Here is a 19,970-nt window from a genome sequence, read left to right on the forward strand (position 1 = left end):
TGCTATTTGTGCGCAGGACTGAACCTGCTTAGATTGGCTCGTTCACTTTACTCTTTGTCGCGACTTTGCCATCGGTAGAATACGCAAGCTCACCTGCAATGTAAGTGGCTTCGACGTTTCTTTCGTCACCCAACATCATCAAGGCAAACAACTTGTCTTCTAAGCTCTTGGAATGCTGGTAACGCAACTTCTGCAAATCTGTTGCCGCCCAGTTAAGGACAACAAAATCGGCCTCTTTACCTGCTTCGAAATTACCTATTTTGTCATCGAGACTCAGCGATTTCGCGCCGCCCAATGTCGCTAAGTACAAGCCTTTAAACGCAGAGAGTTTCTTTCCTTGTAACTGCATGATTTTATACGCCTCATTTAAAGATTCTAACTGAGAAAAACTGGTGCCTGCGCCAACATCTGTCCCCAAACCGACACGTACATCTTTTTGTTCTGCTTTTTCTAAATCAAACAGACCACTACCGAGAAATAGGTTGGAGGTAGGGCAAAATGAAATCACGGAATCGGTACGCTGAAATGCATTCCACTCTTTATCTGTAAGGTGAACCGCGTGGGCGAAGATGGAACGCTTGCCAGCCAAGCCGTAGTGCTCGTAAACATCGAAGTAGCCCTCACGATCCGGGAAGAGTGATTTCACCCATTCGATTTCGTTTTTGTTTTCTGACAAGTGTGTGTGCACATACACATCGGGATACTCGGCTTTGAGCTTACCGGCCGCCGCTAACTGTTCGGGCGTTGAGGTTGGCGCAAAGCGAGGCGTAATGGCGTATTGCAATCGCCCTTGGTTGTGCCACTTGTTGATCAGGTTTTTGCTTTCTTGATAACCCGTCTCAGGCGTGTCGAGTAGGTAGTCTGGCGCGTTGCGATCCATCATGACTTTCCCCGCGATGATGCGCATGTTCTTGTCCAGCGCTTCTTCAAATAGCGCTTCTACGGATTGAGGGTGCACCGTGCCAAACACTAACGCGCTGGTGGTGCCGTTCTTCAGCAGTTCATTGATAAAGAACTGAGAGATGGCTTTGGCGTGGGCTTTGTCTTCAAACTGCTTTTCTGTAGGGAAGGTGTAGGTTTCTAGCCATTCCAACAGCTGCTCACCATAGGCGGCGATCATTTGTGTTTGTGGGTAGTGGATGTGCGTGTCAATAAAGCCCGGCACGATGAGTTTTCCCCTGTGATCGACAATCTCTTGGTACTGTGTCGAATCGCTTTCACTGAACGCTTTGATGGCTTTGATGCGTCCATCTTCAATCACTAATAAACCGTCTTCGAAGTACTGGTAGGCGTCAGGCAGGTGTTCAACCTTGGCTGGATCATTGATGAAATGTAATAGGCTAGAGCGGATGGCGGTGACGTCTGCCGCCGCATGAGATGAGAAGAAAGCCGTACCGAGTAAAGATAGAAGGATCGCGTTTTTGTTCATAAGTCACTCCATTGAATCGTTCGAAAATCCATGGTTTTTGACTTATTCGAGCAAGCCCTTGTCAATAGAGTGTAACAACCGAAAACCATTAAAAGCGAACTGACCGTTGCGAGATGTATGCCAATCAACGACAGAGCGGTTAATAGTAAGCAGGACAAGGCTTGAGGGCGAATCCACGAGACAATAAGTAGATATTCGCTAACCATGATGGTGAGGAAAAACAGACAGTTGAACCGATGTGGTGCATTTCATGTTTTGCTAATAAATGACCTCGGGCTGCAATAAAGCTGTCATGTTTGGGTTATAAGTTGTGCGACTTAAATGGCTATGCCAGATGAGAAGCCCAAGCCAGATGAAACACGTAAACCATGTGGCGAACAACGTAACCAGTAGATTGGAGAATCATGGCAAGAGTAGTAAACGCAGCCGATGAAGTGATCATTAAGTTGCTACAAAACCAAGGCTTTATTAAAAGCGAAGCTGAGGCCCGCTTGAAAGAAGAAGTGTACCGTTTACACCCACACGAAATCGAAAAAGTGAAAAACTACGATCAACACTTTGGCATCAATGCAAAAGAGAAATTGATTGATGAGATTTTAGAGCTTAGACGTGAAGCATTGATCAAGAAAATATCCCGCCCAGAGACTGCTGTTTTTAAGTAACTTGTCCTCAAACTATCCAAGACATTTGATCGACCCTTAATGTGTAAAAGTAAGTAAAGAAGAGAGTCAAAGTTAGTGAGTGGTTTGACACTTATGGAAATGCGTTTTAGTTTTCGATTCAATCAATCTTTGTCATGAATGGGTTTAGATAGCAGGATATGGATTCAATCACACAAGCTGCATTAGGCGCGACCGTCGCCGGTGCGATTGCCGGTAAGCGCTGTAACGCGAAGGTATTACTGATGGGTGCTGCGCTCGGCACTTTGCCGGATCTGGATGTGATTCTGGATTATGGTGACGCAGTACAAAACACAATCAAGCATCGTGGCTTTACGCATTCTCTCTTGGTGTTACCTCCTTTTGCTTTGCTGATTTCTTGGCTTTATTGCCGCTGGCGACCAGATGCGTTTTGGACGCTTTCTCGTGTGTTCTTTTTAACCGTGAGCGTGTTCGTCACCCACACTTTGTTGGATGCGATGACAACGTATGGCACGCAGTTGATTTGGCCATTTGAGGGCTATTTTGAGCTGCGGAACGTGTTCATTATCGATCCGCTTTATACTCTGCCTTTGTTACTTGCGATTGGTGTTGCTCTGTTTTCCAAAACTCACGGCGGACGTTGGTGTCAGAGTGTAGTGCTTGTCTCCACGCTTTATCTCGGTTGGGGATACGCATCGCAGCAAATGATCGCGTCTCGCGTGGAGCAAAACTTAGCAGCGCAGAACTTACCGAATCAACAAGTGCTGATCACGCCAACACCGTTTAATACCTTCCTGTGGCGAGTGGTGGTGATGGATGATGGTCAATATTACGAGGGCTTGGCATCGGTACTCGATAGCGATGAGCGTATTGATTTTGTCTCACACCCGCTAGGCAGTTGGCCTTTGGCAGACAAGCCGGAGACTTTGAAAGGGCTCAAGGCTTTCTCCCATGACTATCTGAACTATCGAGTGGAAGATGATGCACTGATTGTGTCTGACTTGCGTTTGGGAATGTCGAACAACCTTTCCTTTGAATTTATCTTTGCGGAGAAGGGCAAAGATGGCGATTGGCAGTTGTTGGAATCAACACAACGCTACCCAAGTGAGCGTAGCTTGGATTTGTTAGGCCAACTTTGGGAAAGGTTGAAAGGCGACCAGAGTATTGATGCGAATTTGGAACGTGTGGAGTTAAGCGCGCGTTCCTAGTTTAGGTGTATAGTGATCCCCACCTCGCTCTTGAAGATGATGAGACGAGAGCGTGTTGTCGGGAATCTCTTCATCAAAATGAATACTGACACCAAACTGAATAAAGAAAGCCGGACGTGATGTCCGGCTTTTTCGTATTTGCTTTAATCAACTATCGGTCGAACTCACTACGGGAATTCATACCCGTCGTGCGAGTTGGTCAGGTAGTAGAACGTAGCTTGAACATAGTCAGTTGGATCACCTGAGTTGTTTTGGTTGTACACGCCCGCTTTGAAGTACATGTATTGGCCGCCAACATCATAGCCGCTGGTGGTCATATCTACCGTTTCAGTGACGTCTTCGTGGTCATCACGTTTGATGGTGACGATAAGTTGGTTGCCTTGCACTTCGATTCGGTAGAAGAACAACTCGTTTAGTGCGATGCCATCTTCAGGTTCTGAAGCGTTGGATGCTGAACTACCAATAAGATTAATGAACTGCTCTGGATCTGATGACGCGTCTTCGTTAGGTTCATGCGCAAAGTAAAGCGAACCTTTGGTGTGACCAGGTAATAAACGATAGTAGAGGCGGATTGGTTCATCGTTATTTGCGTGGATTTGGCCGACGATCACGCGGCCCACTTGGCTGGAATCACCCGTTGTCGTTACTGCGTTGACGGCCAATGTCGCTTCTAGGACGCCATCCACACCGCCAGAATTGTTTTGATCATCGCTTGGTGCGCTCGCAAATACCCAGTTGTTTTTGGTGATGCCTGTGGTGGAGATGCTGGCGTCGCCACGACGGAGCATTTCACGCATTTCTGAACGTGTGTATTTGGTATTTGCAGATGTGGTTGCGCCTTCGACGGGTGAGATAAACACCAAACCGCCGTCATCACCAGTGTAGAAGAACTCGCTGTTCTCAAAGCCGCTAGAGAGTTCGCCTTCTTTCACTTCTTGAGCATCGCCAGACGCGTTACCGTTATCATCAACTGGCAGGTCGAGTTTCCAATCTAATAAGTCGAAGTTGCCTGATGGTGGCAGGGCAGGGTCGAGATCGAAGACAGGCAATGAAGTGGTCGGCGGGTCAATGATTTCAGAAGATGTGAGTTTGAAGAGATCTACACGACCCTCAGCGCCACTGTATTCACCAAAGACAGTGATTTCCGTTGCATCTCCTGAGTTGAAGGTAATGGTGGTTTGCGCCCAATCTGAGTTTGAGGCCGTTTTGCTAAAGGTGTCGCTGCCAACATTCACGCCGATGTTTGCATCTGCTAGCACGTACGCGCTCAATGTGTATTCTGTATTGCTTGTGACCGGAACCAACTGTTCTAGACGTGCACCACTGCCAGAGAATTTTGCTGACTTTGCGCCGTCATAGGCAACACCGGAGACAGCGGTTGGATCCACCTCTGTCCATCCAGAAAAATCTTGTTCAAAACTTGGGTTAACGAGATTGACTTCGGCACTGTGTGCGGCAAAAGAGCTCAGTAAAACGGCACTGCCGACAATATTGACTAACTTGCTTTTCATGTTGTTCTCCACGGTTTTCAACGATGGCTTATCTTCTAATCCTGTAGAAGTAAGTTGTGCTTCATGTATTTTAATAACACAAATAAGTGTTAGCTCTTTCTCTGGAGAACAAAGATGAAGATGAAAAGCGAACTTCTGTATTTTGGTTGCGGCTAACTAGCGATCTTACGCAACTATTTGCAACGTAATTCTTTAGCATGCTGCGTTGATCTGGAAGCGCGATGGCACTTTGTAGGCGTCAAAGCAAAGAAAAGTCTTTCAGGAATAGAGGGTTACAAGCTATACAATATGAATAATTGTGAGCGAAGATCGATTTTATGAAGACGAAAAAAAGCCGAACATGACGTCCGGCTTTGAATTAGTTCCCGATTTTTACATTAATTTTTAGTGACTAGCTAAAGATTAAATTTGTGCGAATGCGCCTTCCCAAGTGTAAGTCACACCGTCGAACTCAACGCGATGTGCCGCGTTTTGCTTGTCTTCTTCTAGGTTGCAGATAGCGAAGTGGTAAGCGTTGCCTGTGGTAGTTTGCAGACGAATCACGGTACCCACTTCGTTGTTGCCAACGACGGTTACTGACTCTACTAGGCCACGAGCGCCAACTGATGCTTCGATAGACTCGTTGAAGTAACCGTGTGTCTCTAGCACAGAGGCAAACACGTGGTTCTGACCAGATTGACGTAGGATCAGTGCTGGTTCGCTCTTCAAGTTGAAGTCTGGATCATTTGCGCCTGTGCGAGTGAAGAACACTTTGCCGCCGTTTGTTGCGCTTGTGATTAGCGAGTAGTAGCTGTTGTCGTGCAACCAGCTTACAAGCGAGCTGCCTTGAACTTGGCCTGAACCCACATTCCATAAGTGTTGGTAACCGTTGTCTTCGCCCATTGGACGCAGCGTGCTTTCTACATCGTATTCAAAATCCGTACGGATGATTTGACCAGAGTAGTGCACTGGCAGGTCGTATTGGTGCTCTTGATCTGCTTCGATGCGGTAAACATCAATCACAAGTGGTTTTTCGAATTCTGGCAATTCAGCAAGAATGATGCTGCGCTGCATGTCTACGCCGTTGTAGTAACCAGAAATACGACCGCTCATGCCTTGCAGTTTTTCGTCATCAGCTTTGAAGAAGTGCTTAGAACCGAACTTGGTTTCTGCTAGCGCTGTGTCGAAGTTGTTTTGTGTCTTTTGGTCAACCGTTACTGTGTTGTGCGCGACCGTCTGCTTACAGTAAGACTTGTTCTCTGGAATGTACCGACCGCCAAACTTAGGCTCAACGTTCACCCAGCGACCAAAGCCGTAATCGTGCAGCACTTCATGACCGCGGTTAAATACGCTCAGGTGTAAGCCATCGTAGTGACCGTGGTCTAGCGCTGAGTGGTACTGGTGATCGCTGCCGTGTTGACCAAACCAGATAAGCGCCATTGTGTCGTCATCTTGTTCGTCACGGTGACGAAGAATGCTTACGCCACCTTTTTCGCCTTCAGGGCCGTCAGTAACGAATAGGCTACCCCAGTTGAATGGCTTGATGTTGTCTGCAGCTGCAACCGCATCAGACAATGTTTTGCCTGAGATATGAACCCAAACGTCTTGTTGGTGGTCTGCCATGCCAAGTAGCGTTTCAGACTGCTCGTAACGGTGGAAACATACTGACGTTGCCATGATTACGCCTTCATCGTTAATCGAAATCGTCTTCGATGAATCGTTCAATGCTGGCAAAGTACCATCTGGGAATGCCGTCTTAAATACTGCGTAAGACGTGGTCTTGATGACTGAATCGTTGAACTCGTAGATACCAAGCTCAGGCTGACGACGTTCAATCGCTTCTGCGAATAGGTAGATTGGACGTAGCGAGAAACGGTGGTAGTAAGGACCTTCCATGTAGTAGCCGTCTGGCGAGAACAGTTGGTCTAGCTGAGCTAGGAAGCCGCCGCTCACTTTGTCCAGTTTCAAGCCGTAAAGCGCTTTGTCCACCGCTTCTTGGTCGTTAATTGCGTAGCCACAGATACCTACTGCTGCTACCGCCCACAGACCGTGATTGTGTACGATGTCGAAGTCGTGACCGTAAGTGACTACGAACAGCTCAATCATTTGTTTGAACAGGTCGTTTTCAATCAGTGTTTTTTGCTCTTCTTCCAACGTGTGGTAAATGCAGCTATACGCACAAGACGCGTATAGCATCCACATGTTCTCGTTCAGAGTTTGGTGGAAGATCTTACCCGGAGGGTTAGAGTCACGGCTGGTGTTGCTTTCTAGCGTCGGGTATACCTTCGCGTAAGCCGTTAGCATGTCCACGATGTAATCGCGGTATTTCTGTTCGCCAGTGATAAGGAATAGGCGACCCGCTAGATCAATGTGGATGTAGTTTTGCTTGTGGCGGTTGTGCTCGTAACCACCACCTTCGCCGTGACCTGGTACTTCAATACCCACCTCTGCCATGTAAGCGTCAGTTTGTTTGATGTCACGTGCTAATGCATTTCCTAATAGGCTATCCGTGCCAAGTGCTTTGCTTAGTTCTACCGCTTCTTCAAAGTTCATTAATAGCGGTTGGTAAGACTGGGTTTGGTAGCTCATTATTATTTCTCCTGCCCGAATGCGTTCACTTCTAGAGAGTAGAAGCCATTCCAGCTGTAGGTTTTACCGTTCAATTCTACTTGGTGTGGGGTTTGGTCGTCAGCGCCTAGCACATTGCTGATCATCACAGTAACCAGTGATTTTTCAGTTGTGATTTCTACGATGCTGCCAACGGCGTTGTAACCCACGACGCGGATATCTTTCACCTGGCCACGTGCATTCACCGATTGCTCAAACTCTTCGTTGAAGTAGCCGTGTGTTTCTAGCACAGAAGCAAATAGCGTCGATTCGCCCTTGCTGCGCAGAATGAATGCTGGTTCGCTACGTAGGTTAAAGCTTGGGTCATTGGCGCCAGTGCGAGTGAAGATCACTTCATTATCGCCGTTCTGTTTCGCGCTGCTGCTTGTGCCTAACCAAGTGTAGTAGGTGTTGTTTTGTAGCCAGCTAACCAGCGCCGTATCTTGCACTTTGCCGCTTGCTACTTTCCAAAGGTGTTGGTAACCGAAGCCATCGCCAAGCGTGCTCAGTTCACCAAAGCTTTGGTAATCAAAGTTAGTGCGTACGATTTGACCATCGTATTGATGAGAGTAGTCGTACTGATGCTCGCCTTTACCTTCGATGCGGTAAAGGTCTAGCAGTAGTGGTGCTTCAAGCTCGTCTAGGCTAAGCATGAACACACTGCGCTGCATGTCTGTATTCGGGTAATGGTCGTTCGCAAACGCACTCATACCGTTGATTTCAGTGCCTTCTACTTTGAAGAAGTGAGGCAAACCGTGTACTGAATCAGCGCGGTCTACATCGAAACCATTCTGACATTGCTCATCAATCGTTACCGCGTTATGCGCGATAGTTTGACGTGCGTACGATTTGTTTTCGTCTAGGTAACGACCGCCGAATTTAGGCTCTACGTTTACCCAGCGACAGAAGCCGTATTCACGCAGCACTTCTTGACCACGGTTGAAGAAGGTAATGCCAAGCGTATCGAAGTTACCATGTCCCATGCCGTGTTGACCGTAGTTCATCACAAGCTGTGAAACATCACCGGTTTTATCCTGCATACGGATAAAGCCTTGTGCACCGTTGTTACCAGTTGGACCTTCGTTGAGCTCCACACTTGGCCAGAAAGGCATGCCGATTTCACGGTCTGCGATGGCTTTATCGTAAGCTTGAGAAAGCTCAAGACCACATGGGTGCATCCAAACGGCGTTTTGAATCTTCGCCATGCCTAGGATGTTGTCATCCATACCGTAGTGTTTGCTGTAAACGCTCACTGCAACTTGAACGCCCATGTCGGTAATGCTCATGGTACGAGATGCGTCGTTTAGGGCAGGGAACTCACCATTCGGGTAAGCCGTTGCCAGCATCGCTTGTACTGTGTTGCCAATCACTTTGTCTTTGTAGTTGTAGATGTCTACTTCAGGCATGTGACGGTGTACTACTTCTGCAAATACACAAGTTGGACGAATCGCATAACGATGGTAGTACGGACCTTCCATGTAGTAACCAGAAGGGGCGAACAGTTGCGAGATTTGCGCTAGGAAGCCACCGGTATCATCTCGGTCTTGACCGTACACCGACATCTCTAGATATTCAGGTTTACCAATAGCTAGACCACAAATACCAACAGCCGCAACTGCCCAGATACCGTGGTTGTGAATACGGTCGAAATCGTGCGCGTATTTCACGGTGAACATGTCTAGCATTGGTTCGAAAATGCGCTCAACAACGGCTGTGCGCTCTTCTTCTGTCATCACTGATGCCACGCAAGAGTAAGCAAGGCTAGTAAACATTAACCAACAGTGTTCATTAAGGATCTGGTGGAAAAGACGACCTGTTGGGTTAGTGTTTTTCTGTACGTGGAAATCAAAAGTGAGGTACTTCTCTGCGTAAATAGCGAGAAGATCTTTAACGAACTGCGCGTACTTTTCTTCTTGAGTGATCAAGAACAAACGACCCGCTAGGTTCATGTAGGTATAGTTTTGTTTGTGGCGGTTGTGCTCGTAGCCACCCGCTTCGCCGTGACCTGGTACGTCTAGAGGCAGACGCATGAAGGCTTCAAGTTCCTTGCGATTCGCTTCAATGGATTTGCCCATTAAGCTCGGCTTTCCGACTTCCTTTCTTAGTAGTTCGACTTCTGCTTCAGTCAACAAAATCGGTTGTGTAGTCATTTCTTTACCACCCTCAGATGAAGTGTGTTGTTTTCTTAAACTTTCTATAAAGTAATACAATATTAGGTTTAGGTGTAGTTTTTGTGGCAAAAAGGGAGAGTGAAATCACGCGAATTTAGCTAACTCATTGATTTGTATTGTTGTGCTAATCCTTATTGTGACTGATGTTTCGGCGTTATCAATCGTTAAGTGGAATGCTTTAACGAGCGCCGTTTGATGAATATCACATATTTTTAGATATATTGTATGACAATTAAAATAGATCGGATATGCTCGTTACCAATTCGACAGCAGACCCTTTCGCTGCGCGTTTCACTTTTATCAATACGACGCTTTTTTAAGAGGACTTTTTAATAAAGCATGGTTAAGAATGAAGTGCCGTAGGGTTCGCTTTAATAGAGACTTTTTAGGAGTATGACGATGAATTCTTTCTTTGTATTAGATGAGAACCCGTGGGAAGAGCTAGGCGGCGGTATCAAGCGTAAAATTGTTGCTTACACAGATGACCTAATGGCGGTTCACCTATGTTTTGATAAAGGCGCGATTGGTGCTCCACATACTCACGAAATTCACGATCAAATCGGTTACGTAGTACGTGGCAGCTTTGAAGCAGAAATCGAAGGCGAGAAGAAAGTACTGAAAGAAGGCGATGCATACTTTGCTCGTAAGCACATGATGCACGGTGCGGTTGCACTAGAGCAAGACAGCATTCTTCTAGACATCTTCAACCCAGCTCGTGAAGACTTCTTAAAATAATCTATAGCGCAACCTCAGTTGCTAAGGTGACAACATGAAATCATTAAACATCGCGGTCATTGGCGAATGTATGGTTGAGCTACAGAAAAAGGAAGGTCAGCTAAAGCAGTCATTCGGTGGTGATACGTTGAATACCGCACTGTATTTATCTCGTTTGACCAAAGCTCACGATATCAAAACCAGCTATGTAACGGCTCTAGGTAACGATCCTTTTAGCCAAGAAATGCTATCAGCATGGCAAGAAGAGGGCATCGATACTAGTCTGGTTCTTTCCGTTAAAGAAAAGCAACCAGGTATCTACTACATCGAAACCGATGAAACTGGCGAACGTTACTTCCACTACTGGCGTAACGAAGCGGCCGCTAAGTTCCTATTCGAACAAAACGAGTCTCCGCTATTAGTCGACAAACTTTACTCGTATGATGCGGTTTACTTGAGCGGTATTACATTAGCGATCCTTACTGAAGAAGGTAAGACGCAATTGTTTGGCTTCCTTGAGCGCTTCAAGGCACAAGGTGGTAAGGTTATTTTTGATAACAACTACCGCCCTAAATTGTGGGAAAGCCGCGAGAATGCCATGTCTTGGTACCTTAAGATCCTTAAGCACACAGATATTGCACTGCTCACATTTGAAGATGAGCAAATGCTTTACGGTGACGAGCATCTAGAACAGTGCATCGAGAGAACCTCTGCACTGGGCGTGGATGAAATCATCATCAAACGTGGTAGCAAAGATTGCTTGGTTGTGGCGAATGGCGAAGCGCAATACGTGGCGCCAAACAAAGTCGACAACGTGATTGATACAACAGCGGCTGGTGATTCTTTCAGTGCAGGCTTCTTGGCGAAACGTTTGACTGGCGGCAATGCAGCGGAATCGGCTTACTCTGGCCACTGTATGGCTGGCGCGGTAATTCAACATAAAGGTGCCATCATTCCACGTGAAGTGATGCCAGACCTTCCTTTGTAATTCTTTTGCGGAGCGTTGAGTAATCGGCGCTCCGCAGTGATTTATTGAACTCAAGTTAACGACGACGAGTACACTCTTATGACGACATTAAACGAACAACTAGCAAACCTAAAAGTAATTCCTGTTATTGCCATCAACAAAGCAGAAGATGCGATCCCTCTAGGTCGCACTTTGGTTGAAAACGGTATGCCTTGCGCAGAAATCACGTTCCGCACAGAGTGTGCTGCAGAAGCGATTCGTGCTATGCGCGCTGAGTTCCCAGAAATGCTGATCGGTGCAGGTACGATCCTAACTAACGAGCAAGTTGACCAAGCGATCGAAGCTGGTGTGGACTTTATCGTAAGCCCAGGTTTTAACCCTCGCACGGTTCAATACTGCCTAGATAAAGGTGTGGCTATCGTACCTGGTGTAAACAACCCAAGCTTAGTTGAGCAAGCGATGGAAATGGGTCTGCGTACACTTAAGTTCTTCCCTGCTGAGCCATCTGGCGGTGTTGGTATGCTTAAAGCACTAACGGCGGTTTACCCAGTGAAATTCATGCCAACAGGTGGCGTGAGCCTAGGTAATGTAGACGAGTATTTGTCTATCCCTTCAGTACTGGCATGTGGCGGTACTTGGATGGTGCCAACAAAGCTTATCGATGAAGGTAAGTGGGATGAACTAGGTACACTGGTTCGCGACGCAGTAGCTCACGTAGCATAAGTGTCGTAACACCCCGATAAAACTAGCGAAAAGAATGAAAAGCGAGCCTCTGGGTTCGCTTTTTTTGTGTTTGAAAGTTTGAAAGAAGCGAGATTGGAGAGTTGAGATACGAGAAAAACAAACGAGAGATTAGAATCGAGAAACGAGATTTGGGAGGTGGAAGTGGAAAGCGCCGGACTTTTCCTGCGTCATTCTCGAGAGTGACGAAGGAGCGAGTCGGGGATCTTGCTTGTTATATTCATCTAAATCCCACTTTCTATCCAATTCCTTCGAAACATCTCATTACGTTTCGCTCAAAGAAATACCACGCATTTTTGATCTTCAGACAAAGCGTGAAGAAGAAAAATATTCCATACTTTAATGAATTTGCAATAGATTATTTGTATTACAATATAATTACTTGTTGAGTGGCGGATATTCTGACTTAGAATGTCATTAGCCCAATAAAACAAAGGATTTCTCGCCAATTTTTCAATGAAATAACTTATGTTCCAGATCACAATTAAAGCTTATTGTAGTACAAATAAAATAATGAACAGAGTAGTCTAGGCGTTAGAAAATGATCAAACTTGAAAGGCTGAAAAAATGACTATTGATACTCTTGTTGTTCTTGCCTACTTCTTCTTCTTAGTTGCAATTGGTTGGATGTTCCGTAAGTTCACTACCTCAACCAGTGACTACTTCCGAGGGGGCGGTAAGATGTTATGGTGGATGGTAGGTGCTACCGCCTTCATGACGCAATTTTCAGCATGGACGTTTACAGGTGCCGCAGGACGCGCGTTCAATGACGGTTTCGTTGTTGTAATCCTATTCTTAGCCAACGCATTTGGCTACTTCATGAACTACCTCTACTTTGCTCCAAAGTTCCGTCAGTTACGTGTAGTGACGGCGATTGAAGCAATTCGTCAACGTTTCGGTAAGACTTCAGAGCAGTTCTTCACTTGGGCTGGTATGCCAGACAGCTTGATCTCAGCCGGTATTTGGTTGAATGGTCTTGCGATTTTCGTGGCAGCGGTCTTTAACATTCCTATGGAAGCGACCATCATCGTTACTGGTTTAGTGCTAATGCTAATGGCGGTAACGGGCGGCTCTTGGGCAGTTGTTGCATCTGACTTTATGCAGATGTTGGTTATCATGGCAGTGACGATCACTTGTGCGGTGGCTGCATACTTCCACGGTGGCGGTATTGGCAACATCGTATCGAACTTCCACGGCGACTTCATGCTGGGTAACAACCTGAACTACGTCAGTATCTTTATCCTTTGGGTAGTGTTCATCTTTGTTAAACAGTTCGGTGTAATGAACAACAGCATCAATGCTTACCGCTACCTATGTGCAAAAGACAGTGAAAACGCACGTAAAGCTGCTGGCCTTGCATGTGTGCTGATGATTGTTGGTCCTATCATTTGGTTCCTACCACCTTGGTACGTGGCGGCATTTATGCCTGATTTCGCAGAGCAATACGGCTCAGTAGGTGGTGATGCAGCTTACCTAGCATTCGTACAAAACGTAATGCCAGCAGGTATGGTGGGTCTTCTGATGTCAGCAATGTTTGCGGCGACCATGTCTTCAATGGACTCTGGTCTTAACCGCAACGCGGGTATCTTTGTGATGAACTTCTACAGCCCGATTGTACGTCCACAAGCGTCACAAAAAGAGCTGGTTATCGTGAGTAAAGCAACGACTATCGTGATGGGCTTCATCATCATTGGTATCGGTCTATTCATTAACTCGCTACGTCACTTGAGCCTGTTCGATATCGTACTGAACGTGGGCGCATTGATTGGCTTCCCAATGTTGATTCCTGTACTACTTGGTATGTGGATTCGTAAGACGCCGGATTGGGCTGGTTGGGCAACACTGGTTGTTGGTGGCTTTGTTTCTTACATCTTCGGTATCTCACTACAAGCAGAAGATGTAGAGCGCCTATTCGGTCTAGAACAAGCGTTTACAGGACGTGAGTGGGCTGACCTGAAAGTTGGCTTGAGCTTAGCGGCACACGTTGTCTTCACTGGTGGCTTCTTCCTACTGACAACACGTTTCTACAAAGGTCTATCACCTGAACGTGAGAAAGAGGTGGCTCAATTGTTCGAGAACTGGAACACGCCACTTGTGGCTGACAGCGAAGAGCAGCAGAACCTAGATACAAAACAGCGTGGCATGCTTGGTAAGCTTATTAGCGTAGCGGGCTTCGGTATCCTAGCGATGGCTCTGATTCCAAACGAACCATCAGGTCGACTACTGTTTATCTTGTGTGGTGCGATTGTTCTCTCGGTGGGTGTTCTATTGGTGAACGCAGCACGAGGGCCTAAAAGCCCAAAGTTAGCTAACGCGAAAAGCTAACCACAATTAACGACTCTCTATGAAAAATCCCACAGTATCGCTACTGTGGGATTTTTTTATTTTCGACTTTAAGCACTAAGAGAAAAACGAGTGATTAGGTTGTCTTGCTTCTTGCTTCTTGCTTCTTGCTTAAGGCAATTCGATTTGAGCAGGAATACCACTGTGGAATTTGAAGTCTTCATCTGGTGTTGAAATCAGTTCAGCTTCGATGCGTCCAAACTCTGCAATGCGCTCACTAATATCTTTACCTGCGATTTGTTCTGCAAGGACTAGGTAGTCTTGGTAATGACGAGCCTCTGAGCGAAGTAGAGAAACATAGAACTTCGCGATGTCTTCGTCCATGTGTGGAGCCAGTTTCGCAAAACGTTCACATGAGCGAGCTTCTATATAGGCACCGATGATGAGCTTATCAATCAAGGTTTCTGGCTCATGTGTTTTCATGTTTGAAATCAGCGTTTTTGCATAGCGGCTTGCAGGAATGTTTTTGTATTCCACGCCACGGCTTTCCATGATTTCTAGCACTTGGTAGAAGTGGTGCAACTCTTCTTTGATCAGCAGAACCATCTTGTCGATCAGATCTTGGCTGTACGGCGAATCTGATTTAGCGATGATGGCTTTTGAAATGTTGCTCTTGCCTTTAAGCGTCTCTAGTGAGCCTGTCTTACGGTAGGCAAAGTCTTCATATGGTTTGAACCAATCGAGCAGGGCATGTGAGCTTGCTTGGTCTACTGCGTATTTACGGATCAGGAACATTGCCGACTGACCCGCTTTGAGTTCGCACAGTAGATGGTCTAATAAAATGGTTGGAAGGTTTTCAGGCTTCTTTGCTTCCTCAACCCATTCATCTGGGGTGCTGCATTGCAAGAATTGGTTAATTGGAGCAAGAAGATCCTGATAGGCGTCGAGATTAATCATTTTAATTTTTAGTACTTTACATTCAATTTTGGTTTATCCGGCTAATGTCTATTCAAATCAAGAAGACACAAAAAAGGCTGCAAACGCAGCCTTTAATCGGATAGGGCGGAAAGCTTAAGCGGAGTTTACCACTTTTTCTTCTCGCCGAAGAGCGCATCCATGTCACTGTCGCGTTCTTTGTCGGCAATCTGCTGCATTTCTGCTTCATTCTTGTCTTGGCGCTTCTTATCCAAGTCACCAAGCATTTCTTCGAGCTTTTGTTTCGCTTGAATAGAGTAAGCATCATTTTTGGTGCTTAGCGCATCAATGCCTTTACGAAGCAGTTGCAGAGCCGTTCCCGGTTGCCCACGAGCAATAGAGTCATTCGCACGCTTAATCACGTTCTCGATGTTGATGCGAATTTGCATCGTTTCAAGACGTGCGTTTTCAGTTACGTAAGTTTGCGTGTCTAAACGGCCTTTGTTGTGCTCGTTACGAACCGCATCACGAAGACGTTTCACGAGCTTTAACATTACAATGGCTTGTTTATCGCTGCTTGGCATCTTGAATGTGGTGCTTTCACCGTTTGCACTGCTCTCATTCAATTGAGCAATTTGCTGTTTCATGTTTTCGATGCGCTGCACAAGCTGCTTGTTCTTTGGATCAAGGTCGCGCATGCTTTCAAGTGCATCAAGAATACGATTGTTAAGACACAGCAGTAAGTCCTTGCTGAAAGGAATATGATGAGCGTGTCCAATCAGCTCTTCTGTACCGTCAATCAGTGCCACGTAGCGAGCAGACTCTTGTCTTTTCGCTGTCTCTACTTTGACCTTGTACTGCAACATGATGTTATAGCCAAGGATCAGTACCAGTAGGATGACTACCAAAGCGATTATTAAACCAGTATTCATATCTTTGCTTCTACTACTTGTTACTTTTCTGTATCCAGCGTTCAAGAATACATGAATCTTATCTTTCTCGGCACCCTATTTATTTGATTATTTTGCTCCAAACACGTTTTCCTGTGGATTTAAGCACAGAATGCGGTGAGCCGTTTAAAAAAGCGAATTTTGAAGGTTCAACTCCATGCATATTTAGAGAAGTTGAGTAATTCGCTATGAGCTTGAGCTATAAGTTAGAAATTACTGTTCATTTAGTTGCTAACACGTTATAACTAATCATTATATCTACTCGGGCGAGTAGACTAGATAAGTATGACGTTATTATCTCAATCAATGAGTAAGGGATTACGATGAAACTGCAACAACTGAAGTACATTGTTGAGGTTGTGAACCATAATCTGAATGTGTCTGCGACAGCAGAAAGCCTATACACTTCTCAGCCGGGCATCAGTAAACAAGTCCGTCTATTGGAAGATGAGTTGGGTATTCAGATCTTCGAACGAAGTGGTAAGCACTTAACGCAGGTGACACCCGCCGGTGAAGAGATCGTGCGAATTTCTCAAGAGATTCTAGCGCGTGTTGAAAGCATCAAAGCCGTGGCAGGGGAACATACTCACCCTGAAATGGGCACACTTAACATTTCCACCACTCATACCCAGGCACGCTATGCGCTTCCTGATGTGATCAAAGGCTTTACGGCACGTTACCCGAAAGTATCGCTGCACATGCATCAAGGGACGCCTTCGCAAATGTCTGAAGCGATTGCCAAAGGTACGGCAAACTTCGCGATTGCGACAGAAGCACTGCATTTATACCAAGATGCCATCATGCTGCCTTGTTACCACTGGAATCGTTCTATCGTGGTACCAAAAGATCACCCATTAGCGAAGAAAGACCGCGTAACTATCCACGATTTGGCGGCTTACCCGCTAGTGACTTATGTATTCGGCTTTACAGGCCGTTCTGAGTTGGATACCGCATTTAATCGTGAAGGCTTAACACCGCGCGTTGTGTTTACTGCAACGGATGCCGACGTGATTAAAACTTACGTTCGTATGGGTATTGGTGTTGGTGTGATTGCGAGCATGGCAGTTGATGAAGACCAAGACAGCGATTTGGTTGCGATTGATGCAAGCCACTTGTTTGGCGCGAGTACAACGAGCATTGGCTTCCGTCGTGGTACTTTCCTTCGCTCTTACATGTTCGACTTTATGGAGCGTTTTGCACCGCATTTAACTCGTCCGGTTGTGGAGCAAGCGATCTCGCTTAAATCAAACACCGAAATTGAAGAGATGTTTAAAGACATCGAGCTTCCGGTCAGATAACACTTCATTGATGTTTCGATTCCCTCTACAATGCGCTCGTTGTAGGGGGAGCTATGAAAACGCAATTTCAATTTATTAATGACTGCTTAATCGAAAACCAATCTTTGTGGCGATTCGAGCCTTTTAAAAGCAGCATTCACGCATCATTACCTTGGCAAGAGCAACATCCTCAGCTGTGCCAGTGGTTGGCGTCTCTTTCTCCCTCTCAGATTGAAGAATACAAAGCGGAACCGGAACTTGCCTTAAAAGCACTTAGTCCGTTTTTGCCTGAACTTGAACAACTTTCAGAACTCACTCGCTTAGAACCGCTAGCTTTAAAAGGCTTGGAACTCGCTCGTGGTTTAGATAACGGCATTCCCGGTCGTAAGTTAGAGCAAATTAGTTCGATGGGTGAAGCGGCGATTCAGCTTCATCATGGTGACGAATGGTTAGAGTGGTGCTCAGGCAAAGGTTATTTGGGGCGAATTCTGACCACGCAAACCGATCTGCCTGTCACCAGTTTTGAATACCAACAAGCACTGTGCGATTCGGGGCAACAAGCAGCCAATGAGCATCATTGGAAGATGACGTTTATTCAAGGCGACGCGTTCGATAGCAAAGCGAAAGCCGTGTTTAAGCCAACGCAACACGCAGTTGCACTTCATGCTTGTGGTGATCTTCATGTTCGCTTGATGCAGTACGGCAGTGAAAACGGTATTGCTGCGATGACAATCTCGCCTTGTTGTTACCACTTGATTCAGTCTGAGCAATATCAGCCGATGTCGGTGCAGGGCAGGGCTTCTTCTCTCTCATTGTCTAAGCAAGAACTGCGTATTCCGCTGCAGCAAACCGTCACTGGTGGTGAACGTGTGCGACGCCATCGTCAGCAGGAAATGGTGTTCCGTCTTGGGTTTGATTTGATCACGCGACAAGTTTTGGGGATGGCAGAGTATCAGCCTGTGCCGAGTATCCGTAAGTCGCAATTGAGTGATGGTTTTGAATCGTTATGTCGCTGGGCAGCGGAGCAGAAGGGCATCGATCTTCCACAAGAAATCGACTTCGACCATTTTGAAAAGTTAAGCGAAGAACGCTTTTGGCAAATGGAGCGTTTGAGTCTGGTTCAATTGGTATTTCAACGACCGTTGGAGATTTGGCTTGCTTTAGACAAAGCACTTTATCTTGAAGAACGTGGATATCGTGTTAGATTGGCAGAGTTTTGCGCTAAATCAGTCACACCTCGAAACATTTTAATTTGTGCTTATAAGATTTAGATCTGTTTTATAATTAAATGCTCTATACAAAAAAGCCCACTTTAGAGTGGGCTTTTGTAAACAAAACGTGACAATTTATGCGTTATTTTGTCATTAGTTGAACATTGCGATTGCTTGCGCAGGTTCAACGTATTCTAGGTCAAAGCTCTCAGCAACTTCTTTGCAAGTCACTTTGCCGTGGATAACGTTTAGACCTTCAAGGAAGCCATTGTCTTCTAGAAGTGCTTCACGGTAGCCTTTGTTTGCAAGCTTCACGATGTATGGAAGCGTTGCGTTGTTCAGTGCAAATGTTGAAGTACGAGCAACAGCACCAGGCATGTTGGCAACACAGTAGTGAACCACTTCGTCAACGATGTATGTTGGTTCTGCGTGCGTTGTCGCGTGAGAAGTTTCGAAACAACCACCTTGGTCGATAGCAACGTCAACCACCGCCGCGCCTGGCTTCATCTTAGCGATGTGCTCTTTTGTTACCAATTTAGGTGCTGCAGCACCAGGGATTAGAACCGCACCGATCACTAGATCTGCTTCTAGAACATGCTTCTCGATAGCGTCTTCAGTAGAATAAACCACTTTAGCGCGACCTTGGAATTCTTCGTCTAGTTTACGCAGTGTATCTACGTTACGGTCAAGGATTGTTACGTCCGCACGAAGACCTACAGCCATACGAGCTGCGTTCGCGCCAACGACACCACCGCCGACTACAACAACTTTCGCTGGCTCAACACCAGGTACGCCACCTAGTAGTAGACCGCGACCGCCGTGTGATTTTTCCAACGTTTGCGCACCTGCTTGAATAGACATCCGACCTGCCACTTCTGACATTGGTGCTAACAGTGGCAAACGACCCATATTATCTGTTACAGTCTCATACGCTATACAGACAGCTTTGCTCTTGATTAGCTCTTCAGTTTGTGGAAAATCTGGTGCTAGGTGTAAATAAGTAAATAAAATCTGCCCTTCGCGGAGCATTGCTCTCTCGACAGCTTGGGGTTCTTTTACTTTTACAATCATATCTGCTTTCGCAAAAACGTCTGTAGCAGTAGGAAGAATGGATGCGCCTACAGCGATGTAATCATCGTCTGAAAAACCAATGCCGGCACCTGCATTGGTCTCAACCAAAACTTGGTGACCATGTGAGATAAGTTCTCTCACGCTAGCTGGGATCATACCCACACGGTATTCGTGGTTTTTGATTTCCTTAGGTACGCCAATGATCATCCTGTGTCCTCTTTCTAAAATGGTTGTATTAACTGTTTGTAGGGTGTTATTGTCGAATTAATATCTAGTATAGATGTTGATTTGTAAT

General features: G+C 46.0%; 15 protein-coding genes. 8 read left to right on the plus strand and 7 right to left on the minus strand.

Going from position 1 to position 19,970, the window contains the following annotated elements; genetic code table 11:
* Positions 1-28: 28 nt before the first annotated feature.
* Positions 29-1,429: a guanine deaminase gene (gene guaD, locus H735_RS25165; RefSeq protein ID WP_020196998.1), complete on the minus strand. Its 1,401-nt coding sequence runs from the start codon at positions 1,427-1,429 to the stop codon at positions 29-31.
* 404 nt (positions 1,430-1,833) lie between these two features.
* Between guaD and H735_RS25170 the strand changes: the two genes are divergently transcribed.
* Together H735_RS25170 and H735_RS25175 are read left to right on the plus strand one after the other, a co-directional pair.
* Positions 1,834-2,091, plus strand: a complete 258-nt coding sequence (locus tag H735_RS25170) for a hypothetical protein (RefSeq protein ID WP_005437145.1) — start codon at positions 1,834-1,836, stop codon at positions 2,089-2,091.
* Between the two features lie 158 nt (positions 2,092-2,249).
* Positions 2,250-3,278 carry a metal-dependent hydrolase gene (locus H735_RS25175; RefSeq protein ID WP_020196997.1) on the plus strand — a complete coding sequence of 343 codons (1,029 nt, stop codon included), beginning with the start codon at positions 2,250-2,252 and terminating at the stop codon, positions 3,276-3,278.
* Between the two features lie 167 nt (positions 3,279-3,445).
* Here H735_RS25175 and H735_RS25180 read toward each other — a convergent pair whose 3' ends face one another.
* From H735_RS25180 to H735_RS25190, 3 genes are all read right to left on the minus strand, one after another.
* Positions 3,446-4,789: a polysaccharide lyase family 7 protein gene (locus H735_RS25180; RefSeq protein WP_020196996.1), complete on the minus strand. Its 1,344-nt coding sequence runs from the start codon at positions 4,787-4,789 to the stop codon at positions 3,446-3,448.
* Positions 4,790-5,191: 402 nt separating this feature from the next.
* Complete coding sequence (locus H735_RS25185; protein ID WP_020196995.1) at positions 5,192-7,357, minus strand: heparinase II/III domain-containing protein; 2,166 nt, start codon at positions 7,355-7,357, stop codon at positions 5,192-5,194.
* Positions 7,358-7,359: 2 nt separating this feature from the next.
* Positions 7,360-9,525 carry a heparinase II/III domain-containing protein gene (locus H735_RS25190; RefSeq protein ID WP_020196994.1) on the minus strand — a complete coding sequence of 722 codons (2,166 nt, stop codon included), beginning with the start codon at positions 9,523-9,525 and terminating at the stop codon, positions 7,360-7,362.
* 420 nt (positions 9,526-9,945) lie between these two features.
* Here H735_RS25190 and H735_RS25195 point away from each other — a divergent pair, with 420 nt between their 5' ends.
* The 4 genes from H735_RS25195 (at position 9,946) to H735_RS25210 (ending at position 14,293) form a co-directional block, all read left to right on the plus strand.
* Positions 9,946-10,281 (plus strand): cupin domain-containing protein, encoded by a 336-nt coding sequence (locus H735_RS25195; protein WP_005450851.1) that lies wholly within the window; start codon positions 9,946-9,948, stop codon positions 10,279-10,281.
* Positions 10,282-10,315: 34 nt separating this feature from the next.
* Positions 10,316-11,248: a 2-dehydro-3-deoxygluconokinase gene (kdgK, locus tag H735_RS25200; RefSeq protein WP_005437155.1), complete on the plus strand. Its 933-nt coding sequence runs from the start codon at positions 10,316-10,318 to the stop codon at positions 11,246-11,248.
* Positions 11,249-11,326: 78 nt separating this feature from the next.
* Positions 11,327-11,950: a bifunctional 4-hydroxy-2-oxoglutarate aldolase/2-dehydro-3-deoxy-phosphogluconate aldolase gene (locus tag H735_RS25205; RefSeq protein ID WP_005388506.1), complete on the plus strand. Its 624-nt coding sequence runs from the start codon at positions 11,327-11,329 to the stop codon at positions 11,948-11,950.
* A gap of 585 nt (positions 11,951-12,535) precedes the next feature.
* Positions 12,536-14,293: a sodium:solute symporter family protein gene (locus H735_RS25210; protein ID WP_005437156.1), complete on the plus strand. Its 1,758-nt coding sequence runs from the start codon at positions 12,536-12,538 to the stop codon at positions 14,291-14,293.
* Between the two features lie 129 nt (positions 14,294-14,422).
* Here the strand turns inward: H735_RS25210 and miaE are convergent, their stop codons facing one another.
* Complete coding sequence (gene miaE / locus H735_RS25215) at positions 14,423-15,208, minus strand: tRNA isopentenyl-2-thiomethyl-A-37 hydroxylase MiaE (RefSeq protein ID WP_020196993.1); 786 nt, start codon at positions 15,206-15,208, stop codon at positions 14,423-14,425.
* Positions 15,209-15,333: 125 nt separating this feature from the next.
* Positions 15,334-16,098: a hypothetical protein gene (locus H735_RS25220; protein WP_005437162.1), complete on the minus strand. Its 765-nt coding sequence runs from the start codon at positions 16,096-16,098 to the stop codon at positions 15,334-15,336.
* A gap of 341 nt (positions 16,099-16,439) precedes the next feature.
* Here H735_RS25220 and cysB point away from each other — a divergent pair, with 341 nt between their 5' ends.
* Positions 16,440-17,414, plus strand: a complete 975-nt coding sequence (gene cysB, locus H735_RS25225; RefSeq protein WP_005437164.1) for an HTH-type transcriptional regulator CysB — start codon at positions 16,440-16,442, stop codon at positions 17,412-17,414.
* 53 nt (positions 17,415-17,467) lie between these two features.
* Positions 17,468-18,664: a methyltransferase gene (locus H735_RS25230; RefSeq protein WP_020196992.1), complete on the plus strand. Its 1,197-nt coding sequence runs from the start codon at positions 17,468-17,470 to the stop codon at positions 18,662-18,664.
* Positions 18,665-18,757: 93 nt separating this feature from the next.
* Here H735_RS25230 and ald read toward each other — a convergent pair whose 3' ends face one another.
* A complete protein-coding gene (gene ald, locus H735_RS25235) occupies positions 18,758-19,882 on the minus strand; it encodes an alanine dehydrogenase (RefSeq protein WP_005437167.1) in 1,125 nt (374 codons plus the stop codon).
* Positions 19,883-19,970: the final 88 nt, after the last annotated feature.

Origin of the sequence: Vibrio owensii CAIM 1854 = LMG 25443 (genome assembly GCF_000817815.1) — a bacterium.
GTDB classification, from domain to species: domain Bacteria; phylum Pseudomonadota; class Gammaproteobacteria; order Enterobacterales; family Vibrionaceae; genus Vibrio; species Vibrio owensii.

Bases quoted from the DNA above. Each gene is read 5' to 3' on its own strand.
- H735_RS25210 (WP_005437156.1), top strand. From the start codon at position 12,536: ATGACTATTGATACTCTTGTTGTTCTTGCCTACTTCTTCTTCTTAGTT.
- kdgK (WP_005437155.1), top strand. From the start codon at position 10,316: ATGAAATCATTAAACATCGCGGTCATTGGCGAATGTATGGTTGAGCTA.
- miaE (WP_020196993.1), bottom strand. From the start codon at position 15,208: ATGATTAATCTCGACGCCTATCAGGATCTTCTTGCTCCAATTAACCAA.
- H735_RS25205 (WP_005388506.1), top strand. From the start codon at position 11,327: ATGACGACATTAAACGAACAACTAGCAAACCTAAAAGTAATTCCTGTT.
- H735_RS25175 (WP_020196997.1), top strand. From the start codon at position 2,250: ATGGATTCAATCACACAAGCTGCATTAGGCGCGACCGTCGCCGGTGCG.
- cysB (WP_005437164.1), top strand. From the start codon at position 16,440: ATGAAACTGCAACAACTGAAGTACATTGTTGAGGTTGTGAACCATAAT.
- ald (WP_005437167.1), bottom strand. From the start codon at position 19,882: ATGATCATTGGCGTACCTAAGGAAATCAAAAACCACGAATACCGTGTG.
- H735_RS25230 (WP_020196992.1), top strand. From the start codon at position 17,468: ATGAAAACGCAATTTCAATTTATTAATGACTGCTTAATCGAAAACCAA.
- H735_RS25190 (WP_020196994.1), bottom strand. From the start codon at position 9,525: ATGACTACACAACCGATTTTGTTGACTGAAGCAGAAGTCGAACTACTA.
- guaD (WP_020196998.1), bottom strand. From the start codon at position 1,429: ATGAACAAAAACGCGATCCTTCTATCTTTACTCGGTACGGCTTTCTTC.
- H735_RS25220 (WP_005437162.1), bottom strand. From the start codon at position 16,098: ATGAATACTGGTTTAATAATCGCTTTGGTAGTCATCCTACTGGTACTG.
- H735_RS25170 (WP_005437145.1), top strand. From the start codon at position 1,834: ATGGCAAGAGTAGTAAACGCAGCCGATGAAGTGATCATTAAGTTGCTA.
- H735_RS25185 (WP_020196995.1), bottom strand. From the start codon at position 7,357: ATGAGCTACCAAACCCAGTCTTACCAACCGCTATTAATGAACTTTGAA.
- H735_RS25180 (WP_020196996.1), bottom strand. From the start codon at position 4,789: ATGAAAAGCAAGTTAGTCAATATTGTCGGCAGTGCCGTTTTACTGAGC.
- H735_RS25195 (WP_005450851.1), top strand. From the start codon at position 9,946: ATGAATTCTTTCTTTGTATTAGATGAGAACCCGTGGGAAGAGCTAGGC.